The following is a 19179-nucleotide window of genomic DNA, read 5'->3' on the forward strand; positions in this document are numbered from 1 at the left end:
AAAAGATTATTTTTGTGAATACTTAACTATATAAAATTTTAAATCGTTTGTCGAGCAGCAAATTTGATGCCTTAAAATTGATTTTAAAGATATAAAAAATAAAATTATACACCACCAATAGCACAAGCACCAGAAGCCATTGTTGTAATACCACCAACAACATTACCAATTATGGGAATAGTATTTAAAGCACCATTAACAATAGTTAATGTGTTTTCACAATTTAAATTTGATTTATTTTCTAGATTTAGAAGTCTGTTGTCAAGTTCATTAACTTGTTTTTTTAAAGTTTCAAAATCTGCTTTGATTCCTTGAATATTTTTGTTTAATTCATGTTCAATTAAAGTTGAAATATAACTTCAATCTCTTATATAACCTTTTATTATTTCTTTTTCTTGTCTTTTTCAATTATATAATGCTTGAGGATTAAATGTTTTAGAATTATTGATTGCTTGTGGTAAAGTAGAATTTCATTCATTTATATGTGCAAATCATTGTTTAACTTTTGAATCATTTGCTATAATATTTGAAATTTCATTAAATTTATCTTGTGTTACATAGGTAAAAGTTGGTTTTGTCAAACCATAAGAATAGGGACTAAAAGTACCAACAATTATTTTTTTTCAAAATAGCCAATAAAGTGTGAGTAATTAGATTTATCCAATAAATAAACTTCTGATAATTTAAAATTATGATATTTTTTCTTTATGGCACTTTTAATTTCGTTATCAACGTTATGATTAATTTTTCCTAAATTAATTTTTATATCTTTATTTCAATCTGGAAAATCATTTTCTAAATTATCAAGACGATTATTTGGATAATATTTCTCATCTTCTGTTATTATTCTTACTGATTCAAAATCAAATCAATTAAATGGTTTTTCATAAAGTACAATTTCTATACGTTCTTTTCTAGAACTATCTGTATATACTTTTTCAATTTTTGAAAAATTATCTCAAATTGTTTTACCTACTTGTTGTATTTCTTTTCATGTTCATGGAAAAATTGCAGTAATTGAAATATCATTAGAATTATATCGTTGCATCATATCCTCTTTAAATTTTTCGCCAAGTTCTCATGCAGGATTATCTTTTCAATAATGATAATCAGCTATTATTCCTTCAAAAGTTTTTGGTGTAAATGAACAAGTTACTTTACCTCAACTACCCCTTATTTCGTTTTTACCATTTAATGTTCTTTTTAATCGATTTCTGTGTTTTTCATGACGATGTTTATTCATATTTATTTTGCTATTTGTTGTTGGGTTGTTAATAATAAAATCTGTTTGATTATTACTTGCAAAATTTAATTGTTGATTTACTAAATCTAAACTAGTCGTATTTTTTCTAACTCAATTTTTAATATTTGAATTATCAATTGACTTACCATTAATACCTTGTATTTTATTATTTAAAAGTGGAGCAGTTAATACTCACAATTTAAATCAATAACTTGGACTAAAATATTTCATAATTTTGTTCTCCTTTGAAAGTAAATATAAAAATATTTACTTTCAAAACAAAGCAACTTTTATTTGTTAAATTTTACTTCTTTTTTATTTTTTTTGATAAATATTTTTGGGAAATTTTCACTCGATATTGACAGTAAAATAATACTTTTGTCATTATTTAGTGATAATTTCCTATTAGTTATCGAGTGAAAATTTCCCAAAAGTAAAGTTAAATATACTTGGTGATAAATATGGAAAGAAGCATGACTATGAAAGAAAAATATAAGTTTAATATTATAAATGACATTATTATTAATAAATTATCTAAACATCAAGCTAAGAATAAACTTAACCTAACTATTAGAAGAATTAACCAATTAATTCAAATTTTCAATAGAGAAGGTAAAGTTGGTTTTATTCATAAATCCCGAAATAAAATTTCTAATAAAACAACAAATTTTGAAATCAAAATTAAGATTATAAATTTATATAAAACCAAATATTATAATTTTAATTTTCAACATTTCCATGAGAAATTAAACAATGAAGAAAAAATTAAAATTTCATATAGTACACTTTATACTATATTAATTAAAGAAAAAATTACTTCACCAAAAAGACATAAAAATAAGAAAAATAACTTGCATCCTACAAGAAACCGAAGAACAAATTTTGGTGAATTAATTCAAATGGATGCAAGTAATCATCATTGATTTGGTAAGGATAAACCAAAAGCTTTTTTACATGCTGCAATTGATGATGCTACAGGAAATATTGTCGGACTATGATTTGATCATCAAGAAACATTAGATGGTTATTATAATGTTTTTTATCAAATTTTAACTAAATATGGCATACCAAAAACATTTTATACTGATAATAGAACAGTTTTTGGATATAAAAAACAAATCGATGCTGGCAAAATAAACACGGAAAATGATACTTATACTCAATTCCAAAAGTCTTGTAATGATTTAGGTGTTGAAATTATTAGAACTTCCATTCCACAAGCTAAGGGTAGAATCGAACGCTTATTTGGAACACTTCAAAGTCGCTTAATTAGTGAACTTAGACTTAATAAAATTAAAAATTTAGAAGAAGCTAATCAATTTCTTAAAATATATATAAGTATTTTTAATAAGCAATTTGCCTTACCTATTGATAATAATAAATCTGCTATGATTAAAGCTCCAAACCAAGAAGAAATAAATATTTATCTTTCAAGATTTTCTAAAAGAAAAACGGATAGTGGTTCAACTATAACATATTATGGTAAAAAGTATTTTCCTTATAAAAATAGCAAAGTTCAATACATACAACCTAGAACTGATGTAATTGTACTTAAATCGTTTATTAATGAGTTATATCTTAGTTATAATCATCAAATATATGAATTAAAAGAAATAGCACCAAAACCAATTATCAAAGAAGAGTTGATAAAAACTAAAAAGGTTTATATACCAAATAAAAACCATCCTTGAAGATATGGATACTAATAATACCAAATTAAAATTAGATAAAATTCTTTTTATAAAAGATTATTTTTGTGAATACTTAACTATATAAAATTTTAAATCGTTTGTCGAGCAGCAAATTTGATGGCTTAAAATTGATTTTAAAGATATAAAAAAATAAAATTATACACCACCAATAGCACAAGCACCAGAAGCCATTGTTGTAATACCACCAACAACATTTAAATTTGATTTATTTTCTAGATTTAGAAGTCTGTTGTCAAGTTCATTAACTTGTTTTTTTAAAGTTTCAAAATCTGCTTTGATTCCTTGAATATTTTTGTTTAATTCATCTAACTTTAATTCATGTTCAATTAAAGTTGAAATATAACTTCAATCTCTTATATAACCTTTTATTATTTCTTTTTCTTGTCTTTTTCAATTATATAATGCTTGAGGATTAAATGTTTTAGAATTATTGATTGCTTGTGGTAAAGTAGAATTTCATTCATTTATATGTGCAAATCATTGTTTAACTTTTGAATCATTTGCTATAATATTTGAAATTTCATTAAATTTATCTTGTGTTACATAGGTAAAAGTTGGTTTTGTCAAACCATAAGAATAGGGACTAAAAGTACCAACAATTATTTTTTTTCAAAATAGCCAATAAAGTGTGAGTAATTAGATTTATCCAATAAATAAACTTCTGATAATTTAAAATTATGATATTTTTTCTTTATGGCACTTTTAATTTCGTTATCAACGTTATGATTAATTTTTCCTAAATTAATTTTTATATCTTTATTTCAATCTGGAAAATCATTTTCTAAATTATCAAGACGATTATTTGGATAATATTTCTCATCTTCTGTTATTATTCTTACTGATTCAAAATCAAATCAATTAAATGGTTTTTCATAAAGTACAATTTCTATACGTTCTTTTCTAGAACTATCTGTATATACTTTTTCAATTTTTGAAAAATTATCTCAAATTGTTTTACCTACTTGTTGTATTTCTTTTCATGTTCATGGAAAAATTGCAGTAATTGAAATATCATTAGAATTATATCGTTGCATCATATCCTCTTTAAATTTTTCGCCAAGTTCTCATGCAGGATTATCTTTTCAATAATGATAATCAGCTATTATTCCTTCAAAAGTTTTTGGTGTAAATGAACAAGTTACTTTACCTCAACTACCCCTTATTTCGTTTTTACCATTTAATGTTCTTTTTAATCGATTTCTGTGTTTTTCATGACGATGTTTATTCATATTTATTTTGCTATTTGTTGTTGGGTTGTTAATAATAAAATCTGTTTGATTATTACTTGCAAAATTTAATTGTTGATTTACTAAATCTAAACTAGTCGTATTTTTTCTAACTCAATTTTTAATATTTGAATTATCAATTGACTTACCATTAATACCTTGTATTTTATTATTTAAAAGTGGAGCAGTTAATACTCACAATTTAAATCAATAACTTGGACTAAAATATTTCATAATTTTGTTCTCCTTTGAAAGTAAATATAAAAATATTTACTTTCAAAACAAAGCAACTTTTATTTGTTAAATTTTACTTCTTTTTTATTTTTTTTGATAAATATTTTTGGGAAATTTTCACTCGATATTGACAGTAAAATAATACTTTTTGTCATTATTTAGTGATAATTTCCTATTAGTTATCGAGTGAAAATTTCCCAAAAGTAAAGTTAAATATACTTGGTGATAAATATGGAAAGAAGCATGACTATGAAAGAAAAATATAAGTTTAATATTATAAATGACATTATTATTAATAAATTATCTAAACATCAAGCTAAGAATAAACTTAACCTAACTATTAGAAGAATTAACCAATTAATTCAAATTTTCAATAGAGAAGGTAAAGTTGGTTTTATTCATAAATCCCGAAATAAAATTTCTAATAAAACAACAAATTTTGAAATCAAAATTAAGATTATAAATTTATATAAAACCAAATATTATAATTTTAATTTTCAACATTTCCATGAGAAATTAAACAATGAAGAAAAAATTAAAATTTCATATAGTACACTTTATACTATATTAATTAAAGAAAAAATTACTTCACCAAAAAGACATAAAAATAAGAAAAATAACTTGCATCCTACAAGAAACCGAAGAACAAATTTTGGTGAATTAATTCAAATGGATGCAAGTAATCATCATTGATTTGGTAAGGATAAACCAAAAGCTTTTTTACATGCTGCAATTGATGATGCTACAGGAAATATTGTCGGACTATGATTTGATCATCAAGAAACATTAGATGGTTATTATAATGTTTTTTATCAAATTTTAACTAAATATGGCATACCAAAAACATTTTATACTGATAATAGAACAGTTTTTGGATATAAAAAACAAATCGATGCTGGCAAAATAAACACGGAAAATGATACTTATACTCAATTCCAAAAGTCTTGTAATGATTTAGGTGTTGAAATTATTAGAACTTCCATTCCACAAGCTAAGGGTAGAATCGAACGCTTATTTGGAACACTTCAAAGTCGCTTAATTAGTGAACTTAGACTTAATAAAATTAAAAATTTAGAAGAAGCTAATCAATTTCTTAAAATATATATAAGTATTTTTAATAAGCAATTTGCCTTACCTATTGATAATAATAAATCTGCTATGATTAAAGCTCCAAACCAAGAAGAAATAAATATTTATCTTTCAAGATTTTCTAAAAGAAAAACGGATAGTGGTTCAACTATAACATATTATGGTAAAAAGTATTTTCCTTATAAAAATAGCAAAGTTCAATACATACAACCTAGAACTGATGTAATTGTACTTAAATCGTTTATTAATGAGTTATATCTTAGTTATAATCATCAAATATATGAATTAAAAGAAATAGCACCAAAACCAATTATCAAAGAAGAGTTGATAAAAACTAAAAAGGTTTATATACCAAATAAAAACCATCCTTGAAGATATGGATACTAATAATACCAAATTAAAATTAGATAAAATTCTTTTTATAAAAGATTATTTTTGTGAATACTTAACTATATAAAATTTTAAATCGTTTGTCGAGCAGCAAATTTGATGCCTTAAAATTGATTTTAAAGATATAAAAAATAAAATTATACACCACCAATAGCACAAGCACCAGAAGCCATTGTTGTAATACCACCAACAACATTACCAATTATGGGAATAGTATTTAAAGCACCATTAACAATAGTTAATGTGTTTTCACAATTTAAATTTGATTTATTTTCTAGATTTAGAAGTCTGTTGTCAAGTTCATTAACTTGTTTTTTTAAAGTTTCAAAATCTGCTTTGATTCCTTGAATATTTTTGTTTAATTCATGTTCAATTAAAGTTGAAATATAACTTCAATCTCTTATATAACCTTTTATTATTTCTTTTTCTTGTCTTTTTCAATTATATAATGCTTGAGGATTAAATGTTTTAGAATTATTGATTGCTTGTGGTAAAGTAGAATTTCATTCATTTATATGTGCAAATCATTGTTTAACTTTTGAATCATTTGCTATAATATTTGAAATTTCATTAAATTTATCTTGTGTTACATAGGTAAAAGTTGGTTTTGTCAAACCATAAGAATAGGGACTAAAAGTACCAACAATTATTTTTTTTCAAAATAGCCAATAAAGTGTGAGTAATTAGATTTATCCAATAAATAAACTTCTGATAATTTAAAATTATGATATTTTTTCTTTATGGCACTTTTAATTTCGTTATCAACGTTATGATTAATTTTTCCTAAATTAATTTTTATATCTTTATTTCAATCTGGAAAATCATTTTCTAAATTATCAAGACGATTATTTGGATAATATTTCTCATCTTCTGTTATTATTCTTACTGATTCAAAATCAAATCAATTAAATGGTTTTTCATAAAGTACAATTTCTATACGTTCTTTTCTAGAACTATCTGTATATACTTTTTCAATTTTTGAAAAATTATCTCAAATTGTTTTACCTACTTGTTGTATTTCTTTTCATGTTCATGGAAAAATTGCAGTAATTGAAATATCATTAGAATTATATCGTTGCATCATATCCTCTTTAAATTTTTCGCCAAGTTCTCATGCAGGATTATCTTTTCAATAATGATAATCAGCTATTATTCCTTCAAAAGTTTTTGGTGTAAATGAACAAGTTACTTTACCTCAACTACCCCTTATTTCGTTTTTACCATTTAATGTTCTTTTTAATCGATTTCTGTGTTTTTCATGACGATGTTTATTCATATTTATTTTGCTATTTGTTGTTGGGTTGTTAATAATAAAATCTGTTTGATTATTACTTGCAAAATTTAATTGTTGATTTACTAAATCTAAACTAGTCGTATTTTTTCTAACTCAATTTTTAATATTTGAATTATCAATTGACTTACCATTAATACCTTGTATTTTATTATTTAAAAGTGGAGCAGTTAATACTCACAATTTAAATCAATAACTTGGACTAAAATATTTCATAATTTTGTTCTCCTTTGAAAGTAAATATAAAAATATTTACTTTCAAAACAAAGCAACTTTTATTTGTTAAATTTTACTTCTTTTTTATTTTTTTTGATAAATATTTTTGGGAAATTTTCACTCGATATTGACAGTAAAATAATACTATATTTGTATTTTTTTGTGATTTTGTTATACTTTAATTATGGTAAGTATTATTGTTTTTCGGACAAGAAATGATAATGCTTACTTTTTTGTTGTATATTTATTGATATTTTGTTTAATTATGATATTATTTACACATAAGTAAATATGTTTTAAATTAGTTTTTAAAATTTTATTTAACTTATTTGAATTGGTAACAATTCCTTGTCCGGGATAGTTAAATATTAATATTAAGAACTTTTTATTTATTAAATTAATTTTATAGTTATGTATTTTTAATTTAATTATTTATAATTGTTTGCCAATTCAATTTATATTTTATATAGAAAGAGTTGGTAATTTTTATGTTCAAAGTTCAATTAGTTAATATTGATAAAAATAGAATGATACCTGATAAAAATAATCAAGGTCAAAATTTGAAATTTGATGTTTTAACCTTTTTAGAAATTAATAAACAAACTAATATACCTACCGGTAAAGTACGGGATAAATGATATAATCCGTTAGTAGTTAATGATTTTACACAATATTTACATAAACTTAGTTTTAAAGTTGGTAATTATTATGATTTAAAATTGGATTTATCCGGTACTATTGTAGATATTACTGAATGAAAATAATATATCAACAAATAATTAAATAAGGGGCTTATATATGGATTATATATTTTTCATTTTAAGCCCCAATGAATTAGATTATAGTTCATATATAAGCTCCTTATTAGTATATAAAGTAAGGAGTTTTATTTATGCCTAATGTATTAGAGCAAACTAGTAATTATACTTTAACTAAAATTTTAAGAACTGGATTAAGTCCATTAAGTGCTATGGTTGGAGTTAGTGCTTATTATGGTCAATATTTAAAAGACCCAGTATTAGGTTCTATTAATTCTTTGTTATTTAGTAAGAAGTTAGGAATTGATATATGAAATATTAATCAAAGACCCACTACTAGAAATAAAGTGATTAATAATTATAAAAAGATATTTTTAGGTTTAGGAACAATTGGTTTAGTTAATTATGCTAAGTTTGTGCAGTGTGTAGATAAGTCAGTTTCTTTATTAAGAGATGAACCATGTTTTTGACCACCTTGTCCTACTGAACCACCAAGACCAACTTATTCACCCTTTACAACTGTTAAACCAATAATTGATATGCCTTTTGTAGATTGAGATACTTATATATCTTTAAATAGTTTTGGTATAGCAAATGTTATTAGTGGTTTAACTGAATTAATACCTAATAGGTTTCAAAATATAAGAAAGATAGCAAATATGGGTACTGGTGGTTGTTTGATTAGTAGTGGTGTTGCTATGGGTATTAATAATGATTTTAGTAATTATTTTGCTATTCCTACTATTATTGCCGGAGCAAGTGAGATTATTAATACTTTATTGTTACCTTTGGGAAGTACACATAATAATACAGAATTACAAGAAGTGTTTACTGATGAAAGAGCAAGATTAATTAATGCTAGTATTAATGATTATCAAAGTACAAATAACAGTATGGTTGATGTTGATTTAAATGATGATAGTATATCGGAGATTAATTTAGATAGAGCAAGTTTAAACTGGGATTATTCTTATGCTTATACGTTAGGTGGTGTTTAAAATGAAAAAAGATAAATGAAAAAATATGCCAAGACAAAAGTTGCATAAGAAAAAGGCAAAAAGAAATTTTGAACAAAGATTAAGTGAAAATATGAGTTTTAATAATTTTTTAGGAGGTAAAAAATAATGGTTAAATGACTAGTTGTGATAATTGCTGTTCTGGGAACTTCTTGATTTTTTAAAGATTCTATTAAAAAGTTAGTTTGAAAATTTAAACATAAAAAACATGAGGTAATTGAACCTGATTGTTGATATTGTAAAGAACAAAAACGTAAAGAAAGAGCAAGAAAAGAGTTAGAGGAGGGAGGTGATTAGTATGCCAAAAGGTTTAAGTGCTTTAATAGAAATGATTGGAGGTATTGGTCAAAAATTATTAGAATCTTTTAGTTATGTTTTTAATTGAGTATTTGCTGGTGATTCAATAATGACAAATTGACCAGTCTTAATTCCAATATTTATGATGGTTTTAGTATTTATTAAAGAATTCATAGGACATATTATTCGTGGATTTAGATAGAAATTATTAGGTTTTTTAGGAGGTAATAGTTATGATTAAATTATTTTTTGCAATAATTTTTGTTTTTCCTTTATTAGGTAAACTTAGGTAAACTTTTACCTTCTTTAAATAATATTGTGCAAAATATTTTGCAAAGTTATATTACTGATTTTTCTGGTTTACATAATTTGTCTTTGGTTATTAAAAGTTTTATTTTTGGTGATAGTTCACAACAAATAGTTTCAATGCCAGCACCATTGTTAGCAATTATTTTAGTGCTTTTTACTTTTTCATTAATTTTAAAATTGCTAAATTGTAAAGGTAAGTGCAACTAAATTATTTTTCTATCCAAATATTCGATTGGTGAAAGATAATTTAGTATTTTTCTCGGTTTTTGATTTAAAGACAATATAAATTTATGAACTTCATTTTTATTAGTTTTTGAAAAAATAAATTTTTTAGGAAATTTTTCTCTAATTAAACCATTAGTATTTTCATTAGTACCTCTTTGTCAAGGTGAATATGGATTGGCAAAATAAATTTTTACATCTAAATTTTTTTCAAGTTGTTGTCAATTTGAAAATTCTTTGCCACGATCAAAAGTAATAGTTTTAACAATGTTTTTAGGAAGAATTGATAAATAATAACTGACATTTTTATTAATAACTTTAGTAGTTCTGTTTTTAACTAATATTGCTAAAGTAAATCGTGATACTCTTTCAACTAAAGTTATTAAACATGATTTGCTTTTACCTCGTGATGATACTATAGTATCTCCTTCTCAATGACCAAGTGTTATACGATCATTAACATTTATATCTCGTTCTTTAATTGATTTACCATTAAACTTGCCACGATTTTCTTTAGATTTTCGTTTTTTACCTTTTCTTCTTAAATTTTTACTAGTAACTTTATCAAGCATTCCAAAATAAATTCAAGTATAAATTGTTTTAAAACTAATAACTCATTCTTTATGAAAATTTTTAATTCTGCCATAAATTTGTTCAGGTGATCAACCTAATAGTAATTTTTGTTGTACATATTTTACTAAATTCTTATTTTTAAACTTATGAAAACTAATATGTGATTGTTTTCGATTTTCAGCTTTATTTTGTGCAATTAATGAAAAATAATGATTATTATCTTTATTTCTATTAATTTCTCGAATAATAGTACTAATACTTCGATTAAGATTTTTAGCTATTTCACTAATTTTAAATTTAAATTTCAATTGATTCTCAATATAAATTCTTTCATCTATGCCAAGATGTTTATAACTCATATAAAAACTCCTTACTTTTTTCTAAACTAAATTTAGCATTATGAAATTTTTATATGAGAATTTTTTGCAATTTTATTTACTTGCACTTACAAGTATAACTCAGCAATTATTAAAAATAATATAGGAGTAGTTTATTATGGGTGTTGCTTTTATTTCAAAAGTTTTAGAACTATTTGGACAAATTTTTATGAAATTTTGAAATTTACCAATGGCAGATTTAGGTTTTAATTTGGGAACTTTTGTTGCTTTTATTCTTTTAATAAAGTTTGCAATGTCAGTTTTTTTAAATATTGATATTCAGCCAGTTTCTACATCGGGGACTGTAAAACAAAGTTATAAAAATATTAAAGGTGGTTCAAAATTTGTTGGAAAGCAAATTGCTAAGCAACATGAAAGAAAACGTTTAAGAAATAAGGCTAAGGGTGTTGAAAATAAAAAAGGAAAGTTTGTAGGTACTTAATTATGAGTGATTTTGTGAATAGTATATTGCATTTAATTTTTATATTTTCTAGTAATGATATTAGTATATTTTTAAATCAAACTAATATTACTGATGAAGTTTATATTTTGTTTAATTTGACTTTTTGGTTGGTATTAGGTGTATTTTTTAATTTTATTTATCGTAGTATTAAATTTATTTTTAGGTCATTGTTTGGGTAGGTGTTAAGTATGAGTGTTTGAGATATTTACAATAAAATACATCAATGTATAGTTGATTATTGAACTATGTTTATAGGAAGTCCAGTTGACCAATTTACTACTATTTTATGAAATTTAGTAGTTTATGGAACGCAGTTTTTTATTGGATTTATTATATTTTATGGTTTATGATGAGTTTTAAGATGTTTGTTTGGTAAATAATTATGTGATTTAAATTTGCTAAATTGTTTTTTGTTGTAAATACTTCTGTTCAAGCACCAACTAGTTTAATTGTTTCAAATGACCCTAATGTCGTTAATTATGATATTACAAAAGAAATGGTTAAACATGTTAAGTATCATAATTTTGATGATTGAGCAACAATACCATGAAATTCTGCTTATTTTGATGTTGACCAACCGGATTTAAAATTAGTAAGTGGTGAATTTATAGGTAATAATGAGGGTTTATATACGTGTTATTATTATAGTGATACAGTTGGTGTTCCGTCACAAATGATAGATATGGGAACTGGCGTTTATACTTTTAATAGAAAACAATTAGATAAATTTTCACGTATTATGTTTAATCATAATTATGTTGCAAAGAATAATACTAATAATTTAAATTTTGTTAATACTGGTAAAAGTATTATAAATTTTCAAACACAGTTAAATTTTGAAATTGATAAACCTTTAAGTTTTTATATTCAAGGTTTTATGTTTTATTTTGAATATGAATATTTTAAAACTTTTACTGCTAATTTTACTTTTAGTTTTTTAGATTATGTTGGTGATACAAAATATGTTTTTAAAGGTAAAGTGGATAATGATATTTATCAACAAGATTTATATAATTTTGTTACCATGCCTATTCGTGTTCCAAATTTAAGACATTTAACAGTATTTTTTGATGTTCATGGTGAATCAACTAGACCAACTTTTTCATCACAGTTGAATTTTGGTCAAATCAATATTTTTTCAAGTGAAAATATAACGCCAGTACCACCAAATAGTCCTTTTAATCCTGAGTATGAAAGACCAAGTTGATATGATGTTTTTGGACATTTACGTAATGCTTTTAGATGAGTACTTTATGGAGTTGTTGGTAAAGTTTTACCAGTTGAGCCATTAAGACAATTTCTTTTTACAACAGATAGTTTATTAGGACACATTTTTTCAGATACGATTAGTACTGCTTTAAATGTTGATATTGTTAGTGGAATAGAAAATATTATACCTTTATGATTATTTGTTAGAGCAATTAGTTTAATTATAGGTTAGGAGTTTATTATGCCTTGATATGGTTATGTGTTATTAGTTATAGGTTTGATTATAATTATTTATCCAATTCTTATAACTATTCGTAATGTTAAAATTTTAAAACGAGTTGGTAGTTATATTATTTCAGCACCTCCAAGAACTGGCAAATCTGCCCTTGCTTGTTGTTTAGCACAAACTCATAAGAAACGAGTAGTTAGTCCTTTCCCTATTAAGTTAAAGACTGGTTATTCTTATTTGGTTAATTATAACGATGTTTTTACTTTTAATCAGTTAGCAAGTAATTATGCTTTTGAGGAACAAGATTTAATAATTTTAGATGAATTAGCATTAAAAATAAATTCTAATGATTTAGGAGTACAGTTTAAAAATCAACAAGAAAGTTTAGGACAATTTTGTAAGTTAATAGGTCACATGTTTAATGGTACAATGTATTTGATTGAACAACACCCTAATAGAATACCAGTACAAGCAAGAGAAAAAGTAGAGTATGTTGTTCAAGTTAAACGTATGCGTTTTTTGGGTTTTATTGTTATATTTAATCTTAATTTATATACTAATATTGAGGATTATAATAAAGTAGTATTTTCACGTCGTAGAACAAAGAAAATGATTAAAAGAGGTATTATGCCTCCAAGTTATAGTGGTGAAGCAATGGCTATGACTTTATTTTTTCCTAGACATTGGTTAAAAAGGTATAATTCACGTGCTTTACATTATGTGCATGAACTTAAAAGTGAATTGTCACCTAAGAAATACCTTAAAGAAGCAAGTAGTATTGATATGACTTATAGTGATATTAAGTCTGCTGGTTTAGATAAATTGGATAATATTTTAAAGAAAAAGGGAGATAAAAATTAAAAAAAATGGCCGGAACCAACAAAGAACCTTTTGTTGGGTTGGCCGCGGGGTTTAGCCCCGCTGGGGTGAGTTGCGAAGCAACGAGGGGCAAAGCCCCTATTACTTGGTTTAAAGGAGAATAATATGCAAACAAAACGTTTAATTAAAAGTTTAATTAATAATTTTTTATTTATTATTAATGCTATTTTATGAATTTTTAATATTAGATCCGTTGGTGAAATCGTCACCGGAATTAATGTTGGATCAAATCGTAAAGAAAAACTAATCTATGGACTTTGCAGTTTACTACAATATATAACTTATATATCATTAATTGGATTTATTATTACTATTTATTGATGAATAAAAAATGATTTATCAATAGCAGAGCGTATAAGTGGTTTAAAACAATCATAAATTAAAAATAAATTTTTTTACTTATTTTAATGTAAAAATTAAAAAAATCTTAATTTTTACATTAAGATTAACAATAAAAAAAATTTGGCATCGTGCTATTTTCCCATTGCTGGTATTTTCGCCGCTGGAGTGCTTAACTGCTGTGTTCGAGATGGGAACAGGTGTGACCACTCCGCCATGGACACCAAATAGTTTAGCAATTGCTCCCTAAAAACTAGAAACAGACATCTTTAAATTTGATTACTTTTGATTTGCAATAGAGAATATATTCTTCAATAAATCCTCGATCTATTAGTATCAGTAAGCTGAACATATCACTATGCTTACACACCTGACCTATCAACCTTGTAGTATTCAAGGGATCTTACTTCTTTCGAATGAGAAATCTCATCTTGGAACTGACTTCGCGCTTAGATGCTTTCAGCGCTTATTCATGCCCTACATAGCTACCCAGCTGTGCCACTGGCGTGACAACTGGTGCACCAGAGGTAGGTCCATTCCGGTCCTCTCGTACTAGGAACAGCTTTCCTCAAATTTCTTGCGCCCACGACAGATAGGGACCAAACTGTCTCACGACGTTCTGAACCCAGCTCGCGTACCGCTTTAATGGGCGAACAGCCCAACCCTTGGAAGCGACTACACCTCCAGGATGCGATGAGCCGACATCGAGGTGCCAAACCTCCCCGTCTATATGAACTATTGGGAGAGATTAGCCTGTTATCCCCGGGGTAACTTTTATCCGTTGAGCGACGGCCTTTCCACACAGCACCGCCGGATCACTAAGCCCAACTTTCGTTCCTGCTCGACTTGTATGTCTCGCAGTCAAGCACCCTTTTACCTTTGCGCTCTACATATGATTTCCATTCATATTGAGGGTACCTTTGGGCGCCTCCGTTACTTTTTAGGAGGCGACCGCCCCAGTCAAACTACCCACCAGACACTGTCCTTAGACCAGATTATGGTCTCAAGTTAGAATTTCAATATAGCAAGGGTGGTATCCCAATGGTGACTCCATGCCTACTAGCGTCTGCATATCAACGTCTCCCACCTATGCTGTACAAACTACACCAAAATTCAATATCAAGTTGTAGTAAAGCTCCACGGGGTCTTTCCGTCTAATCGCGGGTAACCTGCATCTTCACAGGTACTAAGATTTCACCGAGTCTATAGCCGAGACAGCGTCCGGATCGTTACGCCTTTCGTGCGGGTCAGAACTTACCTGACAAGGAATTTCGCTACCTTAGGACCGTTATAGTTACGGCCGCCGTTCACTGGGGCTTCAGTTCAAAGCTTCGCTTACGCTAACAAATCTCTTTAACCTTCCAGCACTGGGCAGGCGTCACCCCCTATACATCGTCTTACGACTTAGCAGAGAGCTGTGTTTTTGCTAAACAGTCGCTCGGACCTCTTCACTGCGACTCATATTGCTATGAGCTCCCCTTCTCGCTAACTTACGGGGTTATTTTGCAGAGTTCCTTAGCTATAGTTATCTCGCTTGCCTTAGGATATTCTCCTTGACCACGTGTGTCCGTTCTCGGTACAGGCACCATGGTGATGTCTTTAGAAACTTTTCTTGGAAGTATGGCATCAAATGCTTCGTTACTAAGCGAACCGTTCACTCCCCATCGTACTTCAAGGTTAACGCTGTGCGGATTTGCCTACACAACCCTCTTTGTACTTAGCCCAGCACTACCAACCACTGGGACATTTTAGCCTTCTCCGTCATTCCATCAGTCACCATGGTGGTACAGGAATATCAACCTGTTATCCATCGACTACGCCTTTCGGCCTCGCCTTAGGTCCTGACTAACCCTGGGTGGACGAACCTAGCCCAGGAAACCTTGGTCAATCGGCATGAAGGATTCTCACCTTCAATCGTTACTCACGCCGGCATTCTCACTTCTAAACGCTCCACTAGTCCTTCCGGTCTAACTTCGTCGCAGATTAGAACGCTCCCCTACCGCCCACAATATATGTAAACATATATATAGACCCATAGCTTCGGTACAATGCTTAGCCCCGGTACATTTTCCGCGCAGAATCATTCGACTAGTGAGCTGTTACGCACTCTTTAAAGGATGGCTGCTTCTAAGCCAACCTCCTAGCTGTCTGAACAATTCCACATCGTTTTCCACTTAGCATTGATTTGGGGACCTTAGCTGATGATCTGGGCTGTTTCCCTCACGTCCATGGACCTTATCACCCATAGACTGACTGCCAGATATGTAACAATGGCATTCGCAGTTTAATTGCATTCAGTACCCCGAGGTGGGGCCATCATACATTCAGAGCTTTACCTCCATTGCACTAATTCTGACGCTAGTCCTAAAACTATATCGGGGAGAACCAGCTATCTCCAGGTTCGATTGGAATTTCACCGCTAGCCACAAGTCATCCACGGTCTTTTCAACGAACGTTGGTTCGGTCCTCCATTAACTGTTACATTAACTTCAACCTGCTCATGGCTAGATCACCTGGTTTCGGGTCTACGACCACATACTAAACGCCCTATTCAGGCTCGCTTTCACTTCGGCTCCGTCTTTTCAACTTAACCTTGCATGTAATCGTAACTCGCCGGCTCATTCTACAAAAGGCACGCCGTCACCCATTAACGGGCTCCGACTTGTTGTAAGCATATGGTTTCAGAAACTATTTCACTCCCCTCTCGGGGTACTTTTCACCTTTCCCTCACGGTACTGGTTCACTATCGGTAATTGGTTAGTATTTAGCCTTACGCAGTGGTCTGCGCAAATTCCGACAAGGTTCCACGTGCCTCGCCGTACTCAGGATACTGTCAAGAGATTTATACATTTCGCATACTGGGCTTTCACCATCTATGGCGTTGCTTCCCAACAACTTCTGCTATATATAAATTTTGTAACTCTTCATAGGTCGAACCTAATAGACAGTCCTATAACCCCAGTCTGACGACTGGTTTAGGCTGCTCCCTTTTCGCTCGCCGCTACTAAGGGAATCGCATTCGCTTTCTTTTCCTCTAGGTACTAAGATGTTTCAATTCTCTAGGTATCACTCTGTACAACTATGAATTCATTGTACAGTACTATCTGATTAAAGATAGTGGGTTTCCCCATTCGGACATCTCCGGATCAAAGCTTATTTCCAGCTCCCCGAAGCTTATCGCAGGTAATCGCGTCCTTCATCGTCTTCCAATTCCAAGGCATCCACCATACGCTCTTAATAATTTATTTTTAGAATATCCTATTGCAAGATAAAAATTATCTTATTTTTTTTAAAAGATGTCTATTATCCAGTTTTTAAAGAACAATTGCTCAGAGAAAACAATCCCTGAAAACTAAACAGAACAAAAGAAGTAATCCAATAAATCATCCATCTAATTTTTCTTGTTGTCTTGGTTTCTTATTAGAAACTAAACTCCATAGAAAGGAGGTGATCCATCCCCACCTTCCGGTAGGGATACCTTGTTACGACTTAACCCCAATCATCAACCCTGCCTTTGGCAGCTCCCTCCTTACGGTTAGGACACCGACTTCTGGCATTGCCAACTCTCGTGGTTTGACGGGCGGTGTGTACAAGACCCGAGAACGTATTCACCGCGACATTGCTGATTCGCGATTACTAGCGATTCCGACTTCATGAAGTCGAGTTGCAGACTTCAATCCGGACTGAGACTGACTTTTTGAGATTTGCTTGACCTCGCGGTTTAGCGACTCTTTGTATCAGCCATTGTAGCACGTGTGTAGCCCAGGTCATAAGGGGCATGATGATTTGACGTCGTCCCCACCTTCCTCTAGCTTACACTAGCAGTCTCCTTAGAGTCCCCAACTTAATGCTGGCAACTAAGGACAAGGGTTGCGTTCGTTGCTGAACTTAACCAAACATCTCACGACACGAACTGACGACAACCATGCACCACCTGTATCCTTGTTAACCTCTACTATATCTCTATAGCTTCGCAAGGTATGTCAAGACCTGGTAAGGTTCTTCGCGTTGCTTCGAATTAAACCACATGCTCCACCGCTTGTGCGGGTCCCCGTCAATTCCTTTGAGTTTCACTCTTGCGAGCATACTACTCAGGCGGAGTACTTAATGCGTTAGCTACAGCACTGCCTCATGGCAACACTTAGTACTCATCGTTTACGGCGTGGACTACTAGGGTATCTAATCCTATTTGCTCCCCACGCTTTCGTGCCACAACGTCAGTAATAGGCCAGTTAGCCGCCTTCGCCACTGGTGTTCCTTCATATATCTACGCATTCCACCGCTACACATGAAATTCCACTAACCTCTCCTATACTCTAGTAATGTAGTTTCCAAGGCGGTTAGGGGTTGAGCCCCTAAATTTAACCTCAGACTTGCAAAACCGTCTACGCACGCTTTACGCCCAATAAATCCGGATAACGCTTGCCACCTATGTATTACCGCGGCTGCTGGCACATAGTTAGCCGTGGCTTTCTGGTAAGGTATGGTCGATACTAAAATCATTTCCTATTCTAGCACTTCTTCCCTTACAACAGACCTTTACAATCCGAAGACCTTCATCAGTCACGCGGCATTGCTCCATCAGGCTTTCGCCCATTGTGAAAAATTCCCTACTGCTGCCTTCCGTAGAAGTTTGGGCCGTGTCTCAGTCCCAATGTGGCCGTTCATCCTCTCAGATCGGCTACGCATCGTTACCTTGGTAAGCCATTACCTTACCAACTAGTTAATGCACCGCATCCCCATCAATTAGCGAAGCAAATGCTCCTTTCATTATTTATCATTGCAAATAAATAACATATGCGGTATTAGCTGTCGTTTCCAACAGTTATTCCCCACTAAATGGTAGGTTAGATACGTGTTACTCACCCGTTCGCCACTAAAGTATTGCTACTTTCGTTCGACTTGCATGTATTAGGCATGCCGCCAGCGTTAATCCTGAGCCAGGATCAAACTCTCAATAAAATTGTTTTTGTTAAAAGATGATGTCTGACTTATTTAATTTTTAATAAAAAATTGACGGATTAATTCTTGTTCTATTTAGTTTTCAAAGATCGTTTTTTCTAGTTTGTAACCCATTTATTTTCGGGCACAATAAGTATCTTACAGA

General features: G+C 29.7%; 21 protein-coding genes and 3 rRNA genes. 14 read left to right on the top strand and 10 right to left on the bottom strand.

The annotated features are described in order from the left end of the window. Positions 1 to 104: 104 nt before the first annotated feature. Both AACL03_RS01870 and AACL03_RS01875 read right to left on the bottom strand, forming a co-directional pair. Positions 105 to 581 carry a hypothetical protein gene (locus AACL03_RS01870; RefSeq protein WP_339038835.1) on the bottom strand — a complete coding sequence of 159 codons (477 nt, stop codon included), beginning with the start codon at positions 579 to 581 and terminating at the stop codon, positions 105 to 107. Between the two features lie 32 nt (positions 582 to 613). After that, positions 614 to 1474, bottom strand: a complete 861-nt coding sequence (locus AACL03_RS01875) for a hypothetical protein (RefSeq protein WP_339038780.1) — start codon at positions 1472 to 1474, stop codon at positions 614 to 616. A gap of 230 nt (positions 1475 to 1704) precedes the next feature. On the opposite strand from AACL03_RS01875, the gene AACL03_RS01880 reads away from it, so the two are divergent. Next, entirely contained in the window at positions 1705 to 2949 is a 1245-nt protein-coding gene (locus AACL03_RS01880; RefSeq protein ID WP_339038837.1) for an ISNCY family transposase, read from the top strand. A gap of 141 nt (positions 2950 to 3090) precedes the next feature. Here AACL03_RS01880 and AACL03_RS01885 read toward each other — a convergent pair whose 3' ends face one another. Together AACL03_RS01885 and AACL03_RS01890 are read right to left on the bottom strand one after the other, a co-directional pair. Further along, complete coding sequence (locus AACL03_RS01885) at positions 3091 to 3522, bottom strand: hypothetical protein (protein WP_339038973.1); 432 nt, start codon at positions 3520 to 3522, stop codon at positions 3091 to 3093. A gap of 32 nt (positions 3523 to 3554) precedes the next feature. Then, complete coding sequence (locus AACL03_RS01890) at positions 3555 to 4415, bottom strand: hypothetical protein (RefSeq protein WP_339038780.1); 861 nt, start codon at positions 4413 to 4415, stop codon at positions 3555 to 3557. A gap of 231 nt (positions 4416 to 4646) precedes the next feature. On the opposite strand from AACL03_RS01890, the gene AACL03_RS01895 reads away from it, so the two are divergent. Continuing rightward, positions 4647 to 5891 carry an ISNCY family transposase gene (locus tag AACL03_RS01895; RefSeq protein ID WP_339038837.1) on the top strand — a complete coding sequence of 415 codons (1245 nt, stop codon included), beginning with the start codon at positions 4647 to 4649 and terminating at the stop codon, positions 5889 to 5891. A 140-nt stretch (positions 5892 to 6031) separates the two neighbouring features. On the opposite strand, the gene AACL03_RS01900 is transcribed toward AACL03_RS01895, so the two are convergent. After that, a complete protein-coding gene (locus AACL03_RS01900) occupies positions 6032 to 6508 on the bottom strand; it encodes a hypothetical protein (protein ID WP_339038835.1) in 477 nt (158 codons plus the stop codon). Positions 6509 to 6540: 32 nt separating this feature from the next. After that, positions 6541 to 7401, bottom strand: coding sequence for a hypothetical protein (locus AACL03_RS01905; RefSeq protein ID WP_339038780.1), 861 nt, complete (start codon positions 7399 to 7401; stop codon positions 6541 to 6543). A 488-nt stretch (positions 7402 to 7889) separates the two neighbouring features. Between AACL03_RS01905 and AACL03_RS01910 the strand changes: the two genes are divergently transcribed. The 6 genes from AACL03_RS01910 to AACL03_RS01935 all read left to right on the top strand — a co-directional run bounded on the left by AACL03_RS01910 (position 7890) and on the right by AACL03_RS01935 (position 9988). After that, positions 7890 to 8165 carry a hypothetical protein gene (locus AACL03_RS01910; RefSeq protein WP_252321084.1) on the top strand — a complete coding sequence of 92 codons (276 nt, stop codon included), beginning with the start codon at positions 7890 to 7892 and terminating at the stop codon, positions 8163 to 8165. A gap of 128 nt (positions 8166 to 8293) precedes the next feature. Continuing rightward, on the top strand, positions 8294 to 9157 hold the full coding sequence (locus AACL03_RS01915; protein ID WP_339038999.1) for a hypothetical protein: 864 nt from the start codon (positions 8294 to 8296) through the stop codon (positions 9155 to 9157). 1 nt (position 9158) lies between these two features. Then, on the top strand, positions 9159 to 9284 hold the full coding sequence (locus tag AACL03_RS01920; RefSeq protein ID WP_339038736.1) for a hypothetical protein: 126 nt from the start codon (positions 9159 to 9161) through the stop codon (positions 9282 to 9284). Next, positions 9284 to 9472: a hypothetical protein gene (locus AACL03_RS01925; RefSeq protein ID WP_339039001.1), complete on the top strand. Its 189-nt coding sequence runs from the start codon at positions 9284 to 9286 to the stop codon at positions 9470 to 9472. Before AACL03_RS01920 ends, AACL03_RS01925 begins: the two co-directional genes overlap by 1 nt. A 1-nt stretch (position 9473) precedes the next feature. Continuing rightward, positions 9474 to 9674, top strand: coding sequence for a hypothetical protein (locus AACL03_RS01930; protein ID WP_338956925.1), 201 nt, complete (start codon positions 9474 to 9476; stop codon positions 9672 to 9674). 128 nt (positions 9675 to 9802) lie between these two features. Further along, entirely contained in the window at positions 9803 to 9988 is a 186-nt protein-coding gene (locus AACL03_RS01935; RefSeq protein WP_339039003.1) for a hypothetical protein, read from the top strand. Here AACL03_RS01935 and AACL03_RS01940 read toward each other — a convergent pair. After that, positions 9985 to 10935 carry an IS30 family transposase gene (locus AACL03_RS01940; RefSeq protein ID WP_339038665.1) on the bottom strand — a complete coding sequence of 317 codons (951 nt, stop codon included), beginning with the start codon at positions 10933 to 10935 and terminating at the stop codon, positions 9985 to 9987. The genes AACL03_RS01935 and AACL03_RS01940 overlap by 4 nt on opposite strands. 136 nt (positions 10936 to 11071) lie before the next feature. Here AACL03_RS01940 and AACL03_RS01945 point away from each other — a divergent pair, with 136 nt between their 5' ends. Genes AACL03_RS01945 through AACL03_RS01970 form a run of 6 tightly spaced genes read left to right on the top strand, consistent with a single transcriptional unit; the run spans position 11072 to position 14111 of the window. Beyond that, positions 11072 to 11395: a hypothetical protein gene (locus AACL03_RS01945; protein ID WP_339039005.1), complete on the top strand. Its 324-nt coding sequence runs from the start codon at positions 11072 to 11074 to the stop codon at positions 11393 to 11395. 2 nt (positions 11396 to 11397) lie between these two features. Continuing rightward, entirely contained in the window at positions 11398 to 11595 is a 198-nt protein-coding gene (locus AACL03_RS01950; protein ID WP_339038745.1) for a hypothetical protein, read from the top strand. 9 nt (positions 11596 to 11604) lie between these two features. After that, positions 11605 to 11796: a hypothetical protein gene (locus AACL03_RS01955; protein WP_338956933.1), complete on the top strand. Its 192-nt coding sequence runs from the start codon at positions 11605 to 11607 to the stop codon at positions 11794 to 11796. Positions 11797 to 11798: 2 nt separating this feature from the next. After that, positions 11799 to 12857, top strand: coding sequence for a hypothetical protein (locus AACL03_RS01960; protein ID WP_339039007.1), 1059 nt, complete (start codon positions 11799 to 11801; stop codon positions 12855 to 12857). Between the two features lie 9 nt (positions 12858 to 12866). Next, positions 12867 to 13715, top strand: coding sequence for a hypothetical protein (locus tag AACL03_RS01965; RefSeq protein ID WP_339038750.1), 849 nt, complete (start codon positions 12867 to 12869; stop codon positions 13713 to 13715). Positions 13716 to 13748: 33 nt separating this feature from the next. Beyond that, on the top strand, positions 13749 to 14111 hold the full coding sequence (locus AACL03_RS01970; RefSeq protein WP_339039009.1) for a hypothetical protein: 363 nt from the start codon (positions 13749 to 13751) through the stop codon (positions 14109 to 14111). Between the two features lie 82 nt (positions 14112 to 14193). Here AACL03_RS01970 and rrf read toward each other — a convergent pair. From rrf to AACL03_RS01985, 3 genes are all read right to left on the bottom strand, one after another. Further along, positions 14194 to 14300, bottom strand: a 5S ribosomal RNA gene (gene rrf, locus AACL03_RS01975). Between the two features lie 82 nt (positions 14301 to 14382). Continuing rightward, positions 14383 to 17320 (bottom strand): 23S ribosomal RNA (locus AACL03_RS01980). A gap of 192 nt (positions 17321 to 17512) precedes the next feature. Beyond that, positions 17513 to 19034, bottom strand: a 16S ribosomal RNA gene (locus AACL03_RS01985). Together the 16S, 23S and 5S rRNA genes form the textbook arrangement of a ribosomal RNA operon. Positions 19035 to 19179 lie beyond the last annotated feature (145 nt).

Origin of the sequence: Spiroplasma endosymbiont of Andrena trimmerana (genome assembly GCF_964019575.1) — a bacterium.
Classification (GTDB): domain Bacteria; phylum Bacillota_I; class Bacilli_A; order Mycoplasmatales; family VBWQ01; genus Spiroplasma_E.